The 20,884-nt window shown below is 70.2% G+C and carries 14 protein-coding genes; 3 read left to right on the forward strand and 11 right to left on the reverse strand.

The features are described from left to right. Window positions 1-3: 3 nt before the first annotated feature. The 3 genes from recN to QM792_RS16305 are packed head-to-tail and all read left to right on the forward strand — an operon-like array spanning window position 4 to window position 3,270. A complete protein-coding gene (recN, locus tag QM792_RS16295; protein WP_415151151.1) occupies window positions 4-1,683 on the forward strand; it encodes a DNA repair protein RecN in 1,680 nt (559 codons plus the stop codon). Beyond that, a complete protein-coding gene (gene rapZ, locus QM792_RS16300; RefSeq protein WP_415151152.1) occupies window positions 1,680-2,669 on the forward strand; it encodes an RNase adapter RapZ in 990 nt (329 codons plus the stop codon). Before recN ends, rapZ begins: the two co-directional genes overlap by 4 nt. Continuing rightward, complete coding sequence (locus QM792_RS16305; protein WP_415151153.1) at window positions 2,662-3,270, forward strand: LON peptidase substrate-binding domain-containing protein; 609 nt, start codon at window positions 2,662-2,664, stop codon at window positions 3,268-3,270. Before rapZ ends, QM792_RS16305 begins: the two co-directional genes overlap by 8 nt. On the opposite strand, the gene mutY is transcribed toward QM792_RS16305, so the two are convergent. The 11 genes from mutY to QM792_RS16360 form a co-directional block, all read right to left on the reverse strand. Next, the gene (gene mutY / locus QM792_RS16310; protein ID WP_415151154.1) at window positions 3,257-4,306 is read right to left on the reverse strand and encodes an A/G-specific adenine glycosylase; all 1,050 of its coding nucleotides are present in this window, start codon (window positions 4,304-4,306) and stop codon (window positions 3,257-3,259) included. The two genes, QM792_RS16305 and mutY, sit on opposite strands and share 14 nt — an antisense overlap. Next, on the reverse strand, window positions 4,293-6,299 hold the full coding sequence (locus tag QM792_RS16315; protein WP_415151155.1) for a dynamin family protein: 2,007 nt from the start codon (window positions 6,297-6,299) through the stop codon (window positions 4,293-4,295). The genes mutY and QM792_RS16315 overlap by 14 nt, the downstream gene beginning before the upstream one ends. Before the next feature lie 146 nt (window positions 6,300-6,445). Beyond that, entirely contained in the window at window positions 6,446-7,912 is a 1,467-nt protein-coding gene (locus QM792_RS16320; protein ID WP_415151156.1) for a glutamate synthase subunit beta, read from the reverse strand. Between the two features lie 15 nt (window positions 7,913-7,927). Further along, window positions 7,928-12,667 (reverse strand): glutamate synthase-related protein, encoded by a 4,740-nt coding sequence (locus tag QM792_RS16325; RefSeq protein WP_415151157.1) that lies wholly within the window; start codon window positions 12,665-12,667, stop codon window positions 7,928-7,930. A gap of 130 nt (window positions 12,668-12,797) precedes the next feature. Continuing rightward, complete coding sequence (locus QM792_RS16330) at window positions 12,798-13,496, reverse strand: transposase (protein WP_415151158.1); 699 nt, start codon at window positions 13,494-13,496, stop codon at window positions 12,798-12,800. 104 nt (window positions 13,497-13,600) lie between these two features. Beyond that, window positions 13,601-17,377, reverse strand: coding sequence for a pilus assembly protein (locus QM792_RS16335; protein ID WP_415151159.1), 3,777 nt, complete (start codon window positions 17,375-17,377; stop codon window positions 13,601-13,603). Between the two features lie 41 nt (window positions 17,378-17,418). Then, on the reverse strand, window positions 17,419-18,081 hold the full coding sequence (locus QM792_RS16340; protein WP_415151160.1) for a hypothetical protein: 663 nt from the start codon (window positions 18,079-18,081) through the stop codon (window positions 17,419-17,421). Between the two features lie 2 nt (window positions 18,082-18,083). Continuing rightward, complete coding sequence (locus QM792_RS16345; protein WP_415151161.1) at window positions 18,084-19,310, reverse strand: PilW family protein; 1,227 nt, start codon at window positions 19,308-19,310, stop codon at window positions 18,084-18,086. Continuing rightward, a complete protein-coding gene (gene pilV / locus QM792_RS16350; RefSeq protein WP_415151162.1) occupies window positions 19,310-19,750 on the reverse strand; it encodes a type IV pilus modification protein PilV in 441 nt (146 codons plus the stop codon). The genes QM792_RS16345 and pilV overlap by 1 nt, the downstream gene beginning before the upstream one ends. 12 nt (window positions 19,751-19,762) lie before the next feature. Further along, the gene (locus tag QM792_RS16355; RefSeq protein WP_415151163.1) at window positions 19,763-20,341 is read right to left on the reverse strand and encodes a Tfp pilus assembly protein FimT/FimU; all 579 of its coding nucleotides are present in this window, start codon (window positions 20,339-20,341) and stop codon (window positions 19,763-19,765) included. Further along, a complete protein-coding gene (locus QM792_RS16360; protein WP_415151164.1) occupies window positions 20,335-20,805 on the reverse strand; it encodes a type IV pilin protein in 471 nt (156 codons plus the stop codon). Before QM792_RS16360 ends, QM792_RS16355 begins: the two co-directional genes overlap by 7 nt. Between the last annotated feature and the right edge of the window lie 79 nt (window positions 20,806-20,884).

Raw genomic sequence — 20,884 nt, forward strand, 5'->3', positions numbered from 1 at the left:
GCCATGCTGCGCCGCCTGTCACTGCGCGACTTCGTCATCGTCGGCGAACTCGAGGTCGAGTTCGACGGCGGCTTCAGCGTGCTCACCGGCGAAACCGGCGCAGGCAAGTCGATCCTGGTCGACGCGCTGCAACTGGCACTGGGCAGCCGCGCCGACGCCGGCGTGGTGCGCGAGGGCGCGGCGCGCGCCGAGATCGGCGCCGAGTTCGACCGCCCGCCCGCGCTGTCGCCCTGGCTGGAGGAAGCGGGCTTCGACGCCGGCGACACCCTGCTGCTGCGCCGCACCATCGACGCGCAGGGCAAGAGCCGCGCCTGGATCAACGGCAGCGCCGCGACCGTCGCGCAGTTGCGCGAAGCGGCCGACGCGCTGGTCGACATCCACGGCCAGCACGCCTGGCAGAGCCTGACGCGCGGCGCCTCGGTGCGCGCGCTGCTCGACGCCTACGCCGGCATCGCCACCGCGCCGCTGCTGGCGGCGTGGCAGCACTGGCGCGGCGCCCGGCAGGCGCTGGACGAGGCGCGCGGCGCGCAGGACGGCCTGGAGCGCGAACGCGAGCGCCTGGCCTGGCAGATCGGCGAGCTGGACAAGCTCGCGCCGGCCGAGGGCGAATGGGACGAACTCGACGCCGAGCACCGCCGCCTGTCGCATGCGCAGGCGCTGATGGACGGCGCGCGCGCCGCGCTCGACGCGGTCTCGGAGGGCGACGCCAACGCCGGGCAGCTCGCCGGCTTCGCGATCGACAAGCTGCAGGACGTGGCCGAGTACGACGCCGCGCTGGCCGGCGTGATCGACGCGCTGCAAGGCGCGCAGGCGCAGTTGCAGGACGCCGCGCACACGCTGGCCAGCTACCTCGACCGCGCCGAACTCGACCCGCGCCGCCTGCAGGCGCTCGACGAGCGCCTGTCGGCCTGGATGAGCCTGGCGCGCCGCTACCGCCGCCCGCCCGCCGAACTGCCGGCGCTGCTGGCGCAGTGGCGCGGCGAGCTGGCCGCGCTCGACGCCGCCACCGACCTGGCCGCGCTGCAAGGCGCGGCCGATGCGGCCAAGGCCGCCTTCGACAAACAAGCGGCCGGCGTCTCCAAGCAGCGCAAGACCGCCGCACCCAAGCTCGCCGCCGCGGTCACGCAGGCGATGCAGCAGCTCGGCATGGCCGGCGGGCGCTTCGAGGTGGCGCTGCCCGCGCAGGAGGCGCCGCAGTCCTTCGGGCTGGAGTCGGCCGAATTCCTGGTCGCCGGCCATGCCGGCAGCACGCCGCGTCCGCTGGCCAAGGTGGCCTCGGGCGGCGAGCTGTCGCGCATCGCGCTGGCCATCGCGGTGACGACGAGCCGGCTGGGCGAAGCCGGCACGCTGATCTTCGACGAGGTCGATGCCGGCGTCGGCGGCGCGGTGGCCGAGACCGTCGGCCGGCTGATGAAGCAGCTCGGCCGCGACCGGCAGGTGCTGGCGGTCACGCACCTGCCGCAGGTGGCCGCCTGCGCCGACCACCACTTCGTCGTCGCCAAGCGCACGCAGGGCGGCCGCGTGGCCAGCGAGATCACGCAGGCCGCCGGCGAGACGCGCGTGGCCGAGGTGGCGCGCATGCTCGGCGGCGAGCGCCTGTCGGGCACCAGCCTCGCGCATGCGCAGGAGATGCTGACCGTGGGCGCCGCGCCGGCCGCCCCGCGCAAGGGACAAAAACCATGAGCGGCACGCACGACGCGGGCGACAACACCCGCGAGGTGCTCGACCACCTCGAGCGCCTGCACCCCGCGCCGGCCGACGCCGCCGCGCCGCACGAGGTGGTGCTGGTCACCGGCATCTCCGGCTCGGGCAAGTCGGTGGCGCTGCACGCGCTGGAGGACGCCGGCTTCTTCTGCGTCGACAACCTGCCGCCCGAGCTGCTGCGCGCCTTCCTGCGCCTGGAGCACGAGCGCTCGGAGCGCCGCGTCGCGATCGCGGTCGACGTGCGCAGCGCCGGCTCGCTGCCGCACCTGCTGCCGCTGCTCGACGAGCTGAAGGGCGAGGGCGTGGCCGTGACCTCGCTGTTCCTCGACGCCAGCACCGACGCGCTGGTGCGGCGCTTCTCCGAGACGCGCCGGCCGCACCCGCTGTCCGACCAGGCGCCGCGGCCCGGCCCGGCGCGGCGCCGCGGCGACAGCGCGATCGACGGCCGGCGCGCGCTGGTCGACGCGATCGAGCTGGAGCGCGAGCTGCTCGCCGCGCTGCGCGAGGCCTCGACGGTGATCGACACCAGCCAGTTGCGTCCGGCGCAGTTGCGCACCTGGATGCGCGAGCTGGTGGGCGCCGAGTCCAACGGGCTGACGCTGGTGTTCGAGAGCTTCGCCTTCAAGCACGGCGTGCCGCTCGACGCCGACTACGTGTTCGACGTGCGCGTGCTGCCCAACCCCTACTACATCCGCGAGCTGCGGCCGCAGACCGGGCGGGACGCGGGCGTGGTCGCCTACCTGCAGGCGCAGCCCGAGGCGAGCGAGATGCTGGCGCAGATCGAGGCCTTCCTGACGCGCTGGCTGCCCGCCTTCGAGGCCGACCAGCGCAGCTACCTCACCGTGGCGATCGGCTGCACCGGCGGCCAGCACCGCTCGGTGTACTTCGCCGAGACGCTGGCGCGGCGCTTCGGCGCGCGCTCGGGCACGCTGGTGCGGCACCGCGAGCTGGACGCGCGTGACTGAGCTGCCGCTGTTCCCGCTGCAGACCGTGCTGTTCCCCGGCGGGCTGCTCAGCCTGAAGGTGTTCGAGGCGCGCTACCTCGACCTCGCCGCGGCCTGCCTGCGCGAGCAGCGCCCGTTCGGCGTGGTCGCCTTGCACAAGGGCCAGGAGGTGCGGCGCGCCGGCGAGGCCGTGGTGTTCGAGGACGTCGGCGTGCTCGCCGAGATCGTCGAGCTCGACGGCGCGCAGCCCGGCATCCTGCACCTGCGCTGCCGCGGCACGCGGCGCTTTCGCATCGCCACGACGCAGCAGCGGGCCGACGGGCTGTGGGTCGCGCAGGCGGAGCTGCTGCCCGGCGATGCCGCGGTGGCGCCGGCCGAGGCGGTGCACGAGACGGTGCGCGGCCTGGCCAACGCCATCGCCTCGCTCAAGAGCCAGGGCGTCGAGCCCTTCGAGGCGCCCTACCGCTTCGACGACGCCGGCTGGGTGGCCAACCGCTGGTGCGAGATCCTGCCGATTCCGCTGGCCGCCAAGCAGCGCCTGATGGAGCTCGACGACGCGCAGGTGCGGCTCGGCCTGGTCGACGAATTCCTGCGCGGCCAGGGCGTGCTCAAGCCGCGCTGAGCAGCAGCTTGCGCAGCGGCGCGGGCAGGCCGGCGCCCAGCGCCTCGTCCCGCGTGAACCAGCGGCCCGCCGGCCAGGCCGAGGTGATGCGTTCGATGTGCGCTGCCGGCGCGTCGGCCGGGAAGGTCCAGCGCCGCGGATGCAGCGTCCAGTCGAGGTGCGTCAGCACGTGCGTGAAACTCGCCAGCGCCTCGCCCTGCCCCGGCCAGCCGGCCGAGGCCCGGCCGAGCGCGGCGGTGTCGTCGAACTCCGGCAGGCTCCACAGCCCGGCCCAGACGCCTTGCGCGGGCCGCTGCACCAGCCAGTGCCGATCGCGCCAGCGCAGCCACAGCCACACGTTCTCGCGGGCCTTGCGCTGGAGCTTGCGCGTCTTGACCGGATAGCGCTCGGGCCGCCCCTCGCGCCGCGCGGCGCAGATGCCGTGCACCGGGCAGATCAGGCACTGCGGCGCGCGCGCCAGGCACAGCGTGGCGCCCAGGTCCATCAGGCCCTGCGTGTAGGCCTCGATGCCTTCGTGCGGCAGCAGTTCGCCGGCGTGCGCCCACAGCCGGCGCTCTTGGGCGGCTTCGGCCAGGTCGCCGCCGAAGCCGAGCACGCGCGTCAGCACGCGCTTGACGTTGCCGTCGAGGATCGCGACGCGCTCGCCGAAGCAGAAGGCCGCGATCGCCGCCGCGGTGGAGCGGCCGATGCCGGGCAGCTCGGCGAGCTGCGCGCTGCCGCGCGGGAAGTGCCCGCCGTGTTCGGCCACCACCGCCTGCGCGCAGCGGTGCAGGTTGCGCGCGCGGCTGTAGTAGCCCAGGCCGCTCCACAGCGCCAGCACCTCGTCCTGCGTGGCGGCGGCGAGCGCCTGCACGTCGGGAAAGGCGCGCAGGAAACGTTCGTAGTAGCCCAGCACCGTGGCCACCTGCGTCTGCTGCAGCATGATCTCGGAGAGCCACACGCGGTACGGATCGCGCGTGCGCTGCCAGGGCAGCGAGTGGCGTCCGTGCTCGCGCTGCCAGGCGATCAGCAGCGCGGCGAACTCAGGCTTTGACAAGGCGCAGCGGCAGCGGCGTCGGCGAGTCGTCCAGCGGCAGGTCGATGGTGATCTCGCTCGACGCCTCGCCGCGCGTGCCGGTGCGCGCCTGCTGGCGCAGCTCGTCGATCAGCTCGATGCAGCGGCCGTGGAAGCCCTGCAGGCGCTGGTCCTGCGCATCGAGTTCCGCGAGCCGCGTCTCCAGCTCGCTGGCGGCGGCCTGCACGCGCTCCAGCGACTCGCGCCGGCGGCGGAAGTTGCGGCGCCGCTCGCGCAGTTGCGCATCCACCTGCGCCGAGGCCGACTTGTTCCACATCTCCAGCTCGGCGCTGGCGTTCTCGAACACCACGCGCAGCTTGGACATCAGCATGCGGCGGAACTGCTCCATGAACTTCGGCTGCGACAGGCGCAGCGCCTGCGTCAGCCCGAGGTACTGCACGTAGCTCTTCTCGATCAGGTCGAGCTCGGCGCCGAAGCGGCCGAGGTCGGGCCCGGGGTTGAGCACCAGCCCGAAGCCGTACTCGGCGTTGAGCCGGCTGAACGAGGCTTCGAGCATGTGGCGGATCTCGAGCGAGTTCTTCTGCCCGGCCGCGAGCAGCGCGCGCAGCCGCTCGCACAGCGCGACGAAGGCCTTCTTCGCGCCCAGGTTCAGCAGCGAGGCGGCCATCTGCTGCTGCATCGCCGAGACCTCCTCGCGCAGCCGGTCGGACGACAGGCCGACCATCGCGTCCTTCAGCATGCGGCTGTGCACCACGCGCATCGCCTGCAGCCGGGTGGTGCAGGCCTCGAACTCGGCGGTCTCGGCGTCGACGCGCTGCAGCAGCATCTGCAGCTTGGCGCCGCTCTTGCCGCGCAGGCCGCGCAGCTCGAGCGTCTGCTCGGCGAGCTGGCGGCGGTTGTCGTTCAGGCGCCGCGCCACGTGCATCTCGATCTGGCGCGCGGCGTCGGTCACCACGTGTTCCAGCAGCGTGCGCCGGCGCGGCATCAGCTCCTCGCCGAGCGCGGCCTCGAGCGCCGGCAGGCGGCTTTGCGCCAGCCCCTCGGCGTCGCCCTCGACGCGCGCGGCCAGCGCCTGGCGCGCCGACAGCGGGTAGACGCGCCCGGCCGGCACGCCCAGCGTGCGCGCGGTCTCGCTGCGCTGGCGCTCGATCTGCTCGCGCACCTGCTCGGCGCTGGCCAGCGGGTCGATCATCGCGTCGATCTTGTTCAGCACGACGAAGCGCGACAGCGCGTCGCCGCTGAGGTGGTCGCGCCAGATCGCGAGGTCGGACTTGCTCACGCCGATGTCGGCGCCGAGGATGAAGACGGTGGCGTGCGCGGTGGGCAGCAGGCTGAGCGTCAGCTCGGGCTCGGCGCCGATCGCGTTCAGGCCCGGCGTGTCGAGCACCACCAGGCCCTGCTTGAGCAGCGGGTGCGGGTAGTTGATCAGCGCATGGCGCCAGGCCGGCACCTCGACACGGCCCATCTCGTCGCGCGGCGGGTTCTCGTCGGGCGTGTCGTCGTTCCAGAAGCCCAGCTCGTGCGCCTGGTCCTTGCTGACCCACGAGGTGCGCATCACCTCGCGCAGCGATTCGGCCAGCTTCTCGGGGTTGCCGACGTCGAGCTTGACGGTCTTCCACGCCTTGGCGAAGTTGCGCAGCTCGCCGAGCGACTGGCCCGACAGGCGCGTGTCGATCGGCAGCAGCGCGAGCGACGGCGGCTCCTCGGCGTCCCAGGCCAGTTCGACCGGGCACATCGTGGTGCGCCCCGGCGTGGCCGGCAGCACGCGGCGGCCGGCGTCGGCGAAGAAGATCGCGTTGATCAGCTCGGACTTGCCGCGCGAGAACTCGGCGACGAAGGCCACCACCAGCTTCTGCTGGCCGAGCTGCTCGCGCAGGCTGTCGAGCTGGCCCTGCACCGCGGTGTCGGCGAGGTCGTGGTCGGCGAGGAAGCGGTTGACGTCTTCCAGGCGGCTGGCGAGCTCGCGCCTCCAGCCGCTGAGGGCGTCGAGACTGCTGGCGAACGAATGCGACATGCGGTAGGCGCGGGAATCCCTTGAATCGAGGGGATGGTAGACCAAGCCCCCCCGGATCACGCCGCGCCGGCGCCCGCGCGAAACAACTGCTCACCAGCCCCGCGCGCCGGCGTGATGGATTCATCACGCGGCGGCGACCTGCCGCTTCAGCGCGGCAGGTCGCTCACGCCCATCAGGTACTCGTCGACCGCGCGCGCGGCCTGCCGGCCTTCGCGGATCGCCCACACCACGAGCGACTGGCCGCGCCGCATGTCGCCGGCGGCGAACACCTTGTCGACGTTGGTCTTGTAGCCGCCGGCCGCCTCGGTGCCGGCCTTGGCGTTGCCGCGCGCGTCCTTGTCGACGCCGAAGGCCTCGAGCACGGTGGACACCGGGCTGACGAAGCCCATCGCCAGCAGCACCAGGTCGGCCGGGACGATCTTCTCGCTGCCCGGCACCTCGCTCATCTTGCCGTTGACCCACTCGACGCGCACCGACTTCAGGGCCGTCACCCTGCCCTTCTCGCCGATGAACTCCTTGGTGGCGATCGCGAACTCGCGCTCGCAGCCTTCCTCGTGGCTCGACGAGGTGCGCAGCTTGATCGGCCAGTACGGCCACACCAGCGGGCCGTTCTCGCGCTCGGGCGGCATGGCCAGCAGCTCGAACTGCGTGACGCTCCTGGCGCCGTGGCGGTTGCTGGTGCCCACGCAGTCGGAGCCGGTGTCGCCGCCGCCGATCACGACCACGTGCTTGCCGTCGGCGCGGATCTGGCCCTTGAGCTTGCCGCCGGCGTTGAGCCGGTTCTGCTGAGGCAGGAACTCCATCGCGAAGTGCACGCCGTCGAGCTCGCGCCCTGGCACCGGCAGGTCGCGCGACTGCTCGGCGCCGCCGGTCAGCAGCACGGCGTCGAACTCGGCCTTGAGCTGCTCGGCGCCGACGCTGTCCTTGGCCCAGTTGGTGACCTTGCTGCCTTCGGGCAGGCGGCCCACCAGCGTGTTGGTGCGGAACACCACGCCCTCGGCCTTCATCTGCTCGACGCGGCGGTCGATGTGCGACTTCTCCATCTTGAAGTCGGGGATGCCGTAGCGCAGCAGGCCGCCGGGCGCGTCGTTCTTCTCGAACACCGTCACGTCGTGGCCGGCGCGCGCGAGCTGCTGCGCCGCCGCCAGCCCGGCCGGGCCGGAGCCGACCACAGCGATCTTTTTGCCGGTCTTCGCGATCGCCTTGCGCGGCTGCACCCAGCCATCGGCCCAGGCGCGGTCGATGATCGCGTGCTCGATGCTCTTGATGCCCACCGCGTCGTCGTTGACGTTCAGCGTACACGCCGCCTCGCAGGGCGCCGGGCAGATGCGGCCGGTGAACTCGGGGAAGTTGTTGGTCGAGTCGAGCACCGCGAAGGCGTTCTTCCAGTCGCCCCGGTACACCAGGTCGTTGAAGTCCGGAATGATGTTGTTGACCGGGCAGCCGTTGTTGCAGAACGGCGTGCCGCAGTCCATGCAGCGCGCGCCCTGCAGCTTGGCCTCGTCGGCCTTCAGGCCGATGACAAATTCCTTGTAGTGCTTCAGGCGCTCTGGCACGGGCGCGTAGCCCTCCTCGAGGCGCTCGTACTCCATGAAGCCGGTGACTTTTCCCATGATCGTGCTCGCCTCTTACTTCGCCGCAACGGGCTTGCTCTTCTTGTCGCTGCTCTTCGCCTTGGCGATGGTGTCGCCGGCCTGCCTGGCCGCGTTCAGCTCGCCGAGCGCGCGCCGGTATTCGTTCGGGAACACCTTGACGAACTTCGCGCGCGACTCGGCCCAGTGGTCGAGGATGTGGCGCGCGCGCAAGGAGCCGGTCCACTTGTGGTGGTCCTCGATCAGCTTGCGCAACTGCACCTCGTCGCTCTCGCCGCGGTGCCAGATCGAGCGGTCGAGCTGCGCCTCCTGCTCGCTGCGGGTCAGCACCTTGTCGAGCGCCACCATCGCGGTGTTGCAGCGCCTGGCGAAGCTGCCGTCCTCGTCGTAGACGTAGGCGATGCCGCCGCTCATGCCGGCCGCGAAGTTGCGCCCGGTCCTGCCCAGCACCACCACCGTGCCGCCGGTCATGTACTCGCAGCCGTGGTCGCCGGTGCCCTCCACCACCGCGGTGGCGCCCGACAGCCGCACCGCGAAGCGCTCGCCGGCCACGCCGCGGAAGAAGGCCTCGCCGCTGGTGGCGCCGTACAGCACGGTGTTGCCGACGATGATGTTGTTCGTCGCGTCGCCGCGGAACTCGATCGACGGGCGGATCGCGATGCGCCCGCCCGACAGGCCCTTGCCGGTGTAGTCGTTGGCGTCGCCGATCAGGTAGATGGTGATGCCCTTGGCGAGGAAGGCGCCGAAGCTCTGCCCGCCGGTGCCTTCCATCTGGATGAAGATGGTCTGGTCGGGCAGGCCCTCGGGGTGGCGGCGGATCAGCTCGCCGGAGAGCATCGCGCCGACGGTGCGGTTGACGTTGCGCGCCTCTTCGAGGAACTGCACCTTCTCGCCGCGCTCGAGCGCGGGCCGCGACTTCTCGATCAGGCGCACGTCCAGCGCCCGGTCCAGGCCGTGGTCCTGGCGCTCGACGTGGCGGCGCGGCACCTCGGCCGGCACCGCCGGCTGGTGGAACACGCGGCCGAAGTCCAGGCCCCTGGCCTTCCAGTGCGCGATGCCCTTCTTCGTGTCGAGCAGGTCGACGCGGCCGATCAGCTCGTCGAACTTGCGGATGCCGAGCTGCGCCATGATCTGGCGCGCCTCCTCGGCGATGAAGAAGAAGAAGTTGACGACGTGCTCGGGCTTGCCGGTGAACTTGGCGCGCAGCACCGGATCCTGCGTGGCCACGCCCACCGGGCAGGTGTTGAGGTGGCACTTGCGCATCATGATGCAGCCCTCGGCCACCAGCGGCGCGGTGGCGAAGCCGAACTCGTCGGCGCCGAGCAGCGCGCCGATCACCACGTCGCGGCCGGTCTTCATCTGGCCGTCGGCCTGCACGCGGATGCGGCTGCGCAGGCCGTTGAGCACCAGTGTCTGCTGCGTCTCGGCCAGGCCCAGCTCCCAGGGCGTGCCGGCGTGCTTGATCGAGCTCCACGGCGAGGCGCCGGTGCCGCCGTCGTGGCCGGCGATCACCACGTGGTCGGCCTTGGCCTTGGCGACGCCGGCGGCGATGGTGCCCACGCCCACCTCGCTGACCAGCTTGACGCTGATGTCGGCGCGCGAGTTGGCGTTCTTCAGGTCGTGGATGAGCTGCGCCAGGTCCTCGATCGAGTAGATGTCGTGGTGCGGCGGCGGCGAGATCAGGCCGACGCCCGGCACCGAGTAGCGCAGGAAGCCGATGTACTCGCTGACCTTGCCGCCCGGCAACTGGCCGCCCTCGCCCGGCTTGGCGCCCTGCGCCATCTTGATCTGGATCTGGTCGGCCGAGACCAGGTACTCGGTGGTCACGCCGAAGCGGCCCGAGGCCACCTGCTTGATCTTCGAGCGCAGCGAGTCGCCGGCCTTCAGCGTGTAGTCGGCCGCGATCACCTTGGCGCCTATCACCTCGCTGACCTTGGTGCCGTCGGCGATCGGGATGCCCTTCATCTCGTTGCGGTAGCGCGCCGGGTCCTCGCCGCCCTCGCCGGTGTTGCTCTTGCCGCCGATGCGGTTCATCGCGATGGCCAGCGTCGAGTGCGCCTCGGTGGAGATCGAGCCCAGCGACATCGCGCCGGTGGCGAAGCGCTTGACGATCTCGGCCGCCGGCTCCACCTCGTCGAGCGGGATCGCCTTGCTCGGGTCGACCTTGAACTCGAACAGGCCGCGCAGCGTCATGTGGCGGCGGCTCTGGTCGTTGATGATCTGCGCGTATTCCTTGTAGGTCTCGAACCTGTCGCCGCGCACGCTGTGCTGCAGCTTGGCGATCGCGTCGGGCGTCCACATGTGCTCCTCGCCGCGCGTGCGCCAGGCGTACTCGCCGCCGGCGTCTAGCATGCCGGCGAGCACCGGGTCGTTGCCGAAGGCGGCCTTGTGCATGCGGATGGCTTCCTCGGCCACCTCGAACACGCCGATGCCGCCGACCTGGCTGGCCGTGCCGCGGAAGTACTTCTCGACCAGCGGCTTGTCGAGCCCGATCGCCTCGAAGAGCTGCGCGCCGCAGTAGCTCATGTAGGTCGACACGCCCATCTTGGACATGATCTTCGACAGGCCCTTGCCGATCGCCTTGACGTAGTTGTAGATCGCCTTCTCGGCCGACAGCTCGCCGGGCAGGTCGCGGTGCATCGCCACCAGCGTCTCCATCGCCAGGTAGGGATGCACGGCCTCGGCGCCGTAGCCGGCCAGCACCGCGAAGTGGTGCACCTCGCGCGCCGAGCCGGTCTCGACCACCAGGCCGGCGGTGGTGCGCAGGCCCTCGCGCACCAAGTGCTGGTGGATCGCCGAGAGCGCCAGCAGCGCGGGGATCGCGATGTGCTCGCGGTCCATCGCGCGGTCGCTGATCACGAGGATGTTGTGGCCGCCGGCGATCGCGTCGACCGCTTCGGCGCACAGCGAGGCGAGCTTGGCCTCGACGCCCTCGTCGCCCCAGGCGAGCGGGTAGGTGATGTCGAGCACGCAGGTCTTGAACTTCGCGCTGGTGTGGCGCTCGATCTGGCGCAGCCGCGCCATGTCCTCGAAGTCGAGGATGGGCTGGCCCACCTCCAGGCGCATCGGCGGGTTCACCGCGTTGATGTCCAGCAGGTTCGGCTTCGGGCCGATGAAGCTGTTCAGGCTCATCACGATGGCCTCGCGGATCGGGTCGATCGGCGGGTTGGTCACCTGCGCGAAGAGCTGCTTGAAGTAGTTGTACAGCGGCTTGTTCTTGTCGGACAGCACCGCCAGCGGCGAGTCGTTGCCCATCGAGCCGATCGCCTCCTCGCCGGCCGTGGCCATCGGCGCGAGCAGGAACTTGACGTCCTCCTGCGTGTAGCCGAAGGCCTGCTGGCGGTCGAGCAGCGACTCGGCGAACTCGCCGGCCGGCGCGCCGGCCGGCAGCTCGTCGAGCTTGACGCGCACGCTCTCGATCCACTGCCGGTAGGGCTTGGCCGAGGCGAACTGCGCCTTCAGCTCCTCGTCGTCGACGATGCGGCCCTGCTCGATGTCGATCAGGAACATCTTGCCGGGCTGCAGCCGCCACTTGCGCACGATGCGGTTCTCGGCGATGGGCAGCACGCCGGACTCGGAGGCCATCACCACCAGGTCGTCGTCGGTGACGATGTAGCGCGCCGGGCGCAGGCCGTTGCGGTCGAGCGTGGCGCCGATCTGCTTGCCGTCGGTGAACACCATCGCGGCCGGGCCGTCCCAGGGCTCGAGCATCGCGGCGTGGTACTCGTAGAAGGCGCGGCGGCGCTCGTCCATGCCCTCGTGCTGCTCCCAGGCCTCGGGGATCATCATCATCGCCGCGTGCGCGAGCGGGTAGCCCGACATCGTCAGCAGCTCGAGCGCGTTGTCGAAGGTGGCGGTGTCGCTCTGGCCCTCGAAGCTGATCGGGTAGAGCTTCTTCAGGTCGTCGCCGAGCACCGGCGACTTCATCACGCCCTCGCGCGCGCGCATCCAGTTGAAGTTGCCCTTGACGGTGTTGATCTCGCCGTTGTGCGCCACCATGCGGTACGGGTGCGCCAGCGGCCACTCGGGGAAGGTGTTGGTCGAGAAACGCTGGTGCACCAGCGCCAGCGCCGAGACCACGCGCGGGTCCTGCAGATCCTTGTAGTAGCGGCCCACCTGGTCGGCCAGCAGCAGGCCCTTGTAGATGATGGTGCGGCAGCTCATGCTGGGCACGTAGTACTCGCGGCTGTGCGTGAGCTTCAGGCGCTGGATCGCCGCCGAGGCGGTCTTGCGGATCACGTAGAGCTTGCGCTCCAGCGCGTCGGGCACGATCACGTCGGGACCGCGGCCGATGAAGATCTGGCGGATCACCGGCTCCTTGGCGCGCACCCGGGGCGACATCGGCATCTCGGTGTCGACCGGCACGTCGCGCCAGCCCAGCAGCACCTGGCCCTCGGCCTTGACCGCGCGCTCCAGCTCCTGCACGCAGGCCAGCCGCGAGGCGTGCTCCTTGGGCAGGAAGATCATGCCCACGCCGTACTCGCCCGGCGGCGGCAGCTCGACGCCCTGCGCGGCCATCTCGGCACGGTAGAACTCGTCGGGAATCTGGATCAGGATGCCCGCCCCGTCGCCCATCAGCTTGTCAGCGCCCACTGCGCCGCGATGGTCGAGGTTTTCGAGGATCTTCAAGCCCTGCTCGACGATCGCATGCGCCTTCTGGCCCTTGATGTGGGCCACGAAGCCGACGCCGCAGGCATCGTGCTCGTTGGCGGGGTCGTACAGGCCCTGCGCGGGCGGAACGTCGAATGGATTGGCTTGCGGTGGGTGCTGGCTCATGACGGCCCTCTCGGCGGGGAGCAGGAGGCGCGAGCATAGCGGCGCTGCTGCGGTGCGGCAAGAAAAACAATCATCATCCGACCCCAATTAGCTTCGATCGCAAATATCCGATCAAATAATTGGGGACATATCAAATGCACTGGACTTTCAAAGGCTTGCGCGGGCGCCCGGGCGCGCGCCGCGCGAGGGGGCGATGCAACTGTTGCGCCAGCCCCTGCAAAAAGGCCTCGTCGCCCAGCGGCCAGCCGCCGGCGAGCGCCGCCTCCAGGCGCTGCACCACGCCCGCACCCAGCGGCTCGGCCAGCCGGGCGCGGTGCCGCGCCTCGCGTTCGAAGGGCGTGTTGCCGGTGCGCCAGTACTCCGGGTGGTCGGTGACCCGTTCGTCGCGCGCACCACCGCAGTGCATCGCGGTGCTGGCCCAGCGCCACGAAGCGGCGCTCTCGCCTTCGCGCGCCGGCAGTTGCTCGACGTACTGCATCGCATCGAGCAGGTGCGGCCCCGCCTGCAGGATCGCCGAGCGGAAGCGCCCCGCCAGCAGCGGGCCGGCGCGGCCGTGCCGCTTGCGCATCTCCGCCGCCAGGCGCCGGCCCAGGTCCTGCACCAGCCGCGCCGGCCCCTGCGCGGTCTGCGGCGTCAGCAGCAGCAGCGCCCTGGAACGCCCGAGCGCATAGGCATGCAGCGCCACTTGGTGGCGCGGCAGCGCCGTGGCGAGCAGGGCGCGCAGCAGGTCGAGCTCCGGCTCGCCGAACAGCGCCGAGACGTCGGCGCACCAGCGCAGATCGAGAAGATGCAGCAGGCCCGCTGCCGCGCAGCGGGGTTGGCGCGCCATGGCGAACTCCGGTGATCCAAAAAGCAGAAGGGCGACGGCAGATGCCATCGCCCTTCGCTGCCGGCGCCCAGTCTACGGTGAGCGCGCCGCGGTCGAGCCCGCGCTCAGTTGCCGAGCTGCACCTCGCGCCAGTTGATGCGCCGCAGGCCGGTGGTGGTGCCGAAGTTGCCGCGCAACTGCCGCACCGAGCCGCTGTCGGTGCCGGTGATCAGCCGCGGTTTGCCGCCAACGCTGAGGAAGCGCAGATCGGTGACGACGCCGTCGTCGACCTGAACGTAGCCGATCACCCCGTTGACGTTGTTCACCAACACCGACAGGCCGGTGCTGAAGTCGCCGGCGTAGACACGGCTGATGCCCGACGGCGAGCACGGATTGGTGATGTTCGGCAGGGTCGGCGTGAATGCCACGACGCCGAGGAACGAGGTCGGGTCGCTGACGACGCGCCAGGCGATGTCGTCCGCGCCGCGCCCGAGATCCGTGTAGAACCCCATGCTGTTGGTCGCAGCGTTGGTGACGCCGGTCACCCAGTCCTGGTTGGGTTCCAGATTGCTCCGACGGATCGGGAAGGTCACACCCGTGGGCAGATCGCCGGCAGCATTGAAGCGGATCGAGTTGCCGTCCTTGATGGCATAGAAAGTCTGCTCCTGCGTCGAACTGCGATCGTTCTGGCTGAGCAGGCGGCCGGTGCCCACCAGCACGACGCGCTCCTTGGTCTTCGGGTGCAGTTCCGCGATCGGCCGCGACGTGACCGGCTGGCCGACACCCAGGCTGTCGGTCAGCCGCGCCATCACGATCGGCGCGGGATAGGCGCCCGAGGTCGCGGTGATGTCGAAGCGCCACAGGTTGCCGTTCAGGTCGCCGCCGTAGATGGCGTCGGCATAGCCGTCGGTGTAGTCGAGCACATAGGCGTTGATGTGCGCGAGCCCGGTGTCCACCGTGGACGAGGCGGTGTTGGTCGACACCGCTTCCAGCAGCGCGCCGGTGCGCGGATTGACGAGGAAGATGTAGCCGCTGCCGTCCGCGTTGTTGTAGCCCGAGGGCAGGATCACCGTCCAGCCGTACTTGCGCGTCTTCGCGAACACGGGCTCACCATAGGAGAAGCCCAGGCGCGGATCGCTGAACTCCCACAGCACCTTGGCGGCCGCCGTGGTTTCGTTCGCCGCCGTCGGGCTGGTGATGTCCAGCGCATAGTAGGCGCGGCCGCCCTTGCCCAGCCCGCCGACCAGGATCGAGCGCCAATCCGGCGTGCCGCTGCCGACGGCCGAGCCGGTCCATGTGCGGCTGAAGTCGATGTCGAAGTTGCCGGGTGTGGCGTTCACCAGGAAGTGGTGGTCCATGTCCGGGTTGCCCAGCAGCGCCAGCCCATCGACGGCCGGCGTGGCCGGGCTGCTCGGACCGTTGAAGAGCGCACTGGGGATGTAGCCGAAGATCTCGCTGCCCGCGCCGGCGCCGCTCATCGCGCCGTTGAAGGCATGCAGGATGCCGTCGTTGGCGCCGACGTAGACGACGGTCGCACGGTTGCGGTGCAAAACCTTGAAAGCGTCGTAGCCCGGGTTCAAGCCATCGGCGAGCGGGAACGACGGCGCCCCGATCGGCTTGGCCCGCGACCCGACGATGTCGCCCAGCAGCGCCTCGCGGGGCCGGTAGGCGCGTGTGCTGCCCGCCACCGTGGAGGTTGTTTCGTTCGTGCGGTCGCCACGCAGATAGTTCAGGTAGTTCGCGCTGTCGTCGACGTTCGTCGTTTCGCCGGCGCCGAGGTAGGGCGTGTCCAGCGCCGAGCGCTGCGCGGCGGTCAGGTTGGCGATGCGGAAGGGCACGCCCGCGCTGCCATTCCAGGTGGCGAGGCGGCGGTTCGTGTTCCAGCCGGTGCCGGCCAACTGTGTGGCCAGCGTCGCCTTGGCGCGCCAGCGCTCGGCCAGCGAGGGCGTGCCGTCGGCGGCGAAGTTGAGTTCGCTCGCGACCACCTCACCGGTCCAGTTGCTGGCATCGTATTGCGCACCGAAGCTGGCATTGCCGAACTGCGACACCTGCGGCAGCGAGGTCGAGAACGAGGTCGTGAAGGCCGCGCTCAGAGCGTTGATGCGCTGGAAGGCCTTCGTCAGGCCAGAGATCATCTGGTCGGGGTTGCCGGCGGTGAAGTAGTTGTCGGGGCGCGGTTGGCCCGACAGTGTTTCTCCGTTGGTCGACCACCAAGCCTGCGGCAGGGGCGTGGTGTTGGCGAAGTTGTACTCCGGCGTCGTGGGCGGAATGAACCCACCGTATTTGGCCGTCAGGTAGAACTGGTTGTTCGTGACGAAGGGCTGCTCGAGCACGTCGACCCACAGCGTCTGGATCGTCTGCTTGCCTTCCGTCTTGGCGACGCCCGCCACGTCGGGGCGAATGTCGTTGACGTTGGCCCAGTAGGCCAGGCCGACCATCCCCGCCGAGTTGCTGCGGCCACTGTAGTTGTCGGCGTTCGGATTGCCCAAACCTTGCAGCGTGAAAGCCCGGTTGGTGGCCGCCTGCGCGTCGACCGCCGTGTCTCCCGAGACGGAAGCTGGCTTGGGTGGCTCGAGACTGGTGCCAGTCGCCCCGGGGATGTTCTTGTCGGCGTGGGTGTAGATGTCGCCGATGCCGAGGATGAAGTTCTTCTGGCAGGAGTACTGGATCGGATCGTCCCAGTTACGGATCACCGGAAAACCGTCCAGCGCCTGATTCACCGTGGTGGTATTGAGCAGGTTGTTCCACTCGGGCACCGCACCGATGTTGCGGAAATAGCGCTGGGCGGCGTAGTACAACTCGCTCACGGGGTCGTTGCCCTTGTAGCCGTTGCCGGTGATCTGGCCGAACTTGTTGAGGTAGTTGGCCACACCACTGTTGACGATCGCGGTCGCCGGCGTATACGCGGCGTTGGTCGCCGCCGCATCGGCGGGGTCGGGGTTGTCGACGAAGATGCCGGTGTTCGGGTCCCACTCGGCTGCCGCATTGACGACGTCCGGCGCGCTGGGCACCGGGTAGGTCGCGCCGACGTATTTCATGCGCGCGCGCAGCACGGCGCCGTCACGCGAGTTGCCGGACTGGTTGAGGTAGCCGAGCGCCCCGAAGCGCAAGCGCTGCGAGTACTCCTGCATCAGCCCTTCGGGCTTCCAGTTGTTGCCGTACTTCTTGCAGTTCGCCTCCACACCGCCGGGGGCGTTCGGGTCGCAGACCTTCACGCGGATCGGAATGCGGTAGACGGTCGCGGGGTTGAACGGGAGGCCGGGATTGAAGTAGGTCGAGGTCGGCACGGCGGCGTTGATCTGCCCGACGTCGCCGCTCACCGTGAAGAGCATGTCGAACCCGGCGCCGTTGATGCGCATGTTGAGCGCGGCGTGCGCCCCGAAGGGGGTGGCACCCGCGATCTGCGCCGCCGGCAGGCTCTTGTTCGGGAAGAGCTGGCCCGTGGCCGGATGATTGGCTTTCTGCAACACGGTGAGCGCGACTTCATCGCGCGTGCGGAAGCCGCCGGTCATCACGAGGCGGAACGGGTCGATCGTCTGCGTGGCGGCCCAGTTCAGGAAGTTGCCGCTCCACTTGCTCGTGCAGGTGCGGTTGGTCGCCACGGCGGCGGGCACGAAGTACCGGTTCGCCACAACGGTGGGGTGGTACTGGTAGTCGTAGCACTTGTTCGGGTCGAAGTAGCCCTTGTAGGTTCTCGCGCTGTTGTAGTCGTTCGTGCCCGGATAGGCGGCACGCTCGGCCGTCGGCCATTCCACCGACAGCGCCAGCGCCACGTTGCCCAGAATCGCGCTGCGCGAGAACACCGGCGCGTCGGCCAGCGCCGTGACGGCGGACGCCGTCGAACTCGCCGTGAGGGCGGCCAGCGCCAGGGCGGCGAATTTCAGTCCGGTCTGCTTGTTCATCGGATCGGCCTTCGAAGCGTGGAAGTGGAATGCGCGCAAGCTCAGTTGTCGCAGCAACCGTAGGTGGTCTGGAAGAACGACTGCGTGCCGCGCGGGCCGGTCGCCCGGATGCTGATGCGGTAGACGACGTGCTGCGGCGCGGCGCCCGCCAGGCCGGCGCCGGCGCCGCCCGCGGCCACGCCGCTGCTCTGCTCGGCGCGCTGCCATTGCGACGAGCTGCCGCCCGGCAGCCGCCCGCCTTCGACCAGCGTGCAACGGTCGGGGCCCAGCGCGGCGTCGTCACCGGTCTCGCTGCACTGGCGGTCGACCAGATAGCGCAACGTGATGCCCCGGCCGGCGTCGATGTCGCCGGCCGTTCCCACCGGGCCGCTGTTGTCGGCCAAGGTGGTGGACAGCAAGGCCAGCGGAATGCCCTGCGCATTGCTGGCCAGCACCCTGGCGCTGTAGTTGCGCGACAGGTCGCTGGTGGCGCGGGTGGCGCGCGTGGCCAGCGGCCCGGCGGCGCGGAACTCGCTGAGGATGGTCTCGACCGCCAGTTCGCTCTGCTGCGCCAGGTCGCGCTTGAACGACAGGTTGCCGGCCGTGACCATCGACGTGTCGAACGATCGGATCAGCGCCACGGCGCCGACCAGCATGACGAGCAGGATCAGCAGCGTCGTCACCAGGACGACGCCACGTTCGTTGCGCAGGACGGGGTGCTTCATGGCTAGGGCAGCATCAGGATGTTGCGAAGCGGCACCGTCACCTCGACGGTGCGGTGGCGCTGGTTGCGGTTCTCGCCGGTCGCCGTCAGGTCTACCTCCTTGTCGGAGGCGGGAACCGGCAGGTCACCGAACAGCGTCAAGGTTTCCGGCGCGACGGGCACGCCCGCCTGGATCTCCTTCTCGACCAGCGCCGAGCGCAGCACCAGGCCCACGCGCACGGCCACGATCTGGCGCAGGCGCTGGTTGGAGAGGGCCGAACCGTTCATCAGCGACGCGCCATCCCAGCCGGCCGCGCTCGGCGACTGCCACGCATCGAGGACGCCATCGTTGTTGGTGTCGATGCCGTAGACGGCGCGCAGCACGCGCACGCCTTCGGCCACCGGCTCCGAGGTGTTCTGGCCGTTGGTCAGCAGAAGGTCGTGCCGGAACAGCGTGGAGTTCTCGCCGACACCGAGCAGCGTGAACTCGGGCAGGTTTCCGGCGCCCGGGTTGCCGAGCGTGAACGTAGTGGCGCCCACCACGCCGTTGAGCGCGGCCAGCGAGGTGTGGGTGCCGGCGGCGGTGAAGTAGTCGCCGGCCAGCGGCAGCAGCGGGCCGCACGCGGTGGTGGGCGTCGGCGACGTCGGCTCGCCGGCGCACACCGGCTTGGCCGCGGACACCTGGCTGAGCAGGCACTCGTCGCCGCCGGCGATCATCACCAAGTCGCCGGCGCGGTAGCCGATGGTGTTGGCCAGGCGCAGATCGGCCGCGCCGATGCTGCTGGGCTGCACGTCGGCCAGCACCTCGCCATAGCCGGAGGCGCCGCTCATCACCATGATCACATCCGAGCCGGTGTCGGAGGCGCCCGGGAAGATCACCACCGGCGCGAGCCGCTGCTCGCGCGGCACCGCGCTGAACGGCGCCGGGAAGGCGTTCACCCGCGGCAGCGTTTCGCCGGTGGCCGCCGGCAACCGCGCGCTGATGCGGCAGCCGCCCACGCGGCTCAGCCCTTGCGCGTAGCCCGAGCCCGCGCTGCGCAGGATGCGGTCGATCACGTAGACGCTGTACGCACCCGACTGGCTCACGTCGTTGACGCCCGTCAGCGAGCGCTTGCGGCCTTCGCTGAGGATCAGCACCTGGAAGATCGCCAGCGTCAGCACCAGGCCGATGGCCACGCCGACCATCAATTCGATCAGCGAGAAGCCCCGGTTCCTGCACGGCATGGCGATGGGGGAGGAAACAGCGGCCATCACATCTCCTCGGCGGTCAGCACCACGTCGGTCACCAGGCGCGAATCCTGGCCGGATGGCTCGCCCGGATGCCGCCAGGCGATGGTGATGGTCGCGACATTGGGCGTCGCCCCAGCGGCAACCGTCAGCGTCGCGTTGGGCAGGCCCAGGCCGGTCGGCTGGCTGGTGACGGGGTCGATGCCTTGCACGCGCTTCTCGAAATCCTCGATTTGCGAGGTCGGCAGCGTGGTGCTGCGCGCCAGGCGCATCTGCGCGGCGAGGTCGTCGGCGAACAGCGCGGCGCGGTTGCGGTCGTCGGCATCGAGCGAGAACTGGATCGCGCGCGCCTGCAAGGCGACCACGCCGAGGATGCCGAACGACATGATCAGCACCGACACCAGCACCTCGATGAGCGTGACACCGCGCTGCGGGCCGCTGCGATAAGGGGGGAACTTGCGCATCTTCAGCATCCGTCAGGGTGAGCAACCATCGGGGTGGGTGTCGGACAGGATCTTGTCGCGATCGCACATGCGTGCGCGGCCACCCAGGCTGACGTTGATGCGCAGGCGGCGCAGATCGGTCATGCCCACCGGGCCGTTCACGTCGTAGTCGGTGGACGCCGCCGCGCAGCCTTGGGCCGCGATGGTGACCTGCTGGCCCACGGCGTTGAAGCAGATCGCCGCAGGGCCGGTGATCGTCACGCCCGGCGCCACGTCGGAGAACGCGCCACCGCGAACGAAATCGACGGGTTCGTTCGGCAGCACGGGCACCGTGCGCGCCGCCCAGTTCACGCCGTCGGCCACTGCCGCTGCCGTCTCGCTGGGCTCGGCATTGGTGAGGAAGAAGACCACGGTGCGGTTGCGCCGCACCGCCTCGGCCTGCGCCTGGCGTACGCCGTTCTGCAAGGCCTCGGCCACCGAGCGGATGCGGGTGTTCTGGATCCAGGTGCGGAAGTCGGGCAGCGCCAGGAAGAACAGGATGGCGAGCACCGTGATCGCGACCATCAGCTCGACGAGCGTGAAGCCCCGCTGGCGGGCGAACCTCGTCAGCATGGAGCGCCCTTCTTCGTCAGCCAGCGGGTGGCGCAGGTGGGCCAGCCCGGGGCTGCGGCCGTGGTCGCACGTTCGTCGCGTTGGTTCACGGTGAGCCTGAAGTCTCCGACGACCGTACCTGCCGTCCCCGTGGCGAGGAGCGTGTATTGCGTGGCATCCAGCGTGCCGGTGCAACTGACGACGAAGTCGCCAAAGGTCAGCGCTCCGGCGCCGCGCTGGCACGGCGAGGTGAACGCGCCGACGGTAGCGTAGCTGCGGTTGTCCTGGAAGTGGCGCTCCATGTCGGCGCGCACCGCGGTCAGGCCATTGGTCGCGTCGACCAGCGCACCGCGGATCACGTAGTCGCGGTAGCTCGGGTAGGCGATCGCCGCGAGGATGCCGATGATCGCCACGACGATCATCACTTCGATGAGCGTGAAGCCTTGCGCGAAGCGCTTGAACGGCCGACGGATCGCAGGAGTCATCGCGAGAGCCCCAATGGGATTGATGGTGCGGCGATTATCGAAGTCGTCCCGCGCGCGCAGCGCACCGCGCGTCGGGCCT

Source organism: Piscinibacter sp., from assembly GCF_047600445.1.
In the GTDB taxonomy this organism is placed as follows: Bacteria; Pseudomonadota; Gammaproteobacteria; order Burkholderiales; family Burkholderiaceae_C; genus Piscinibacter.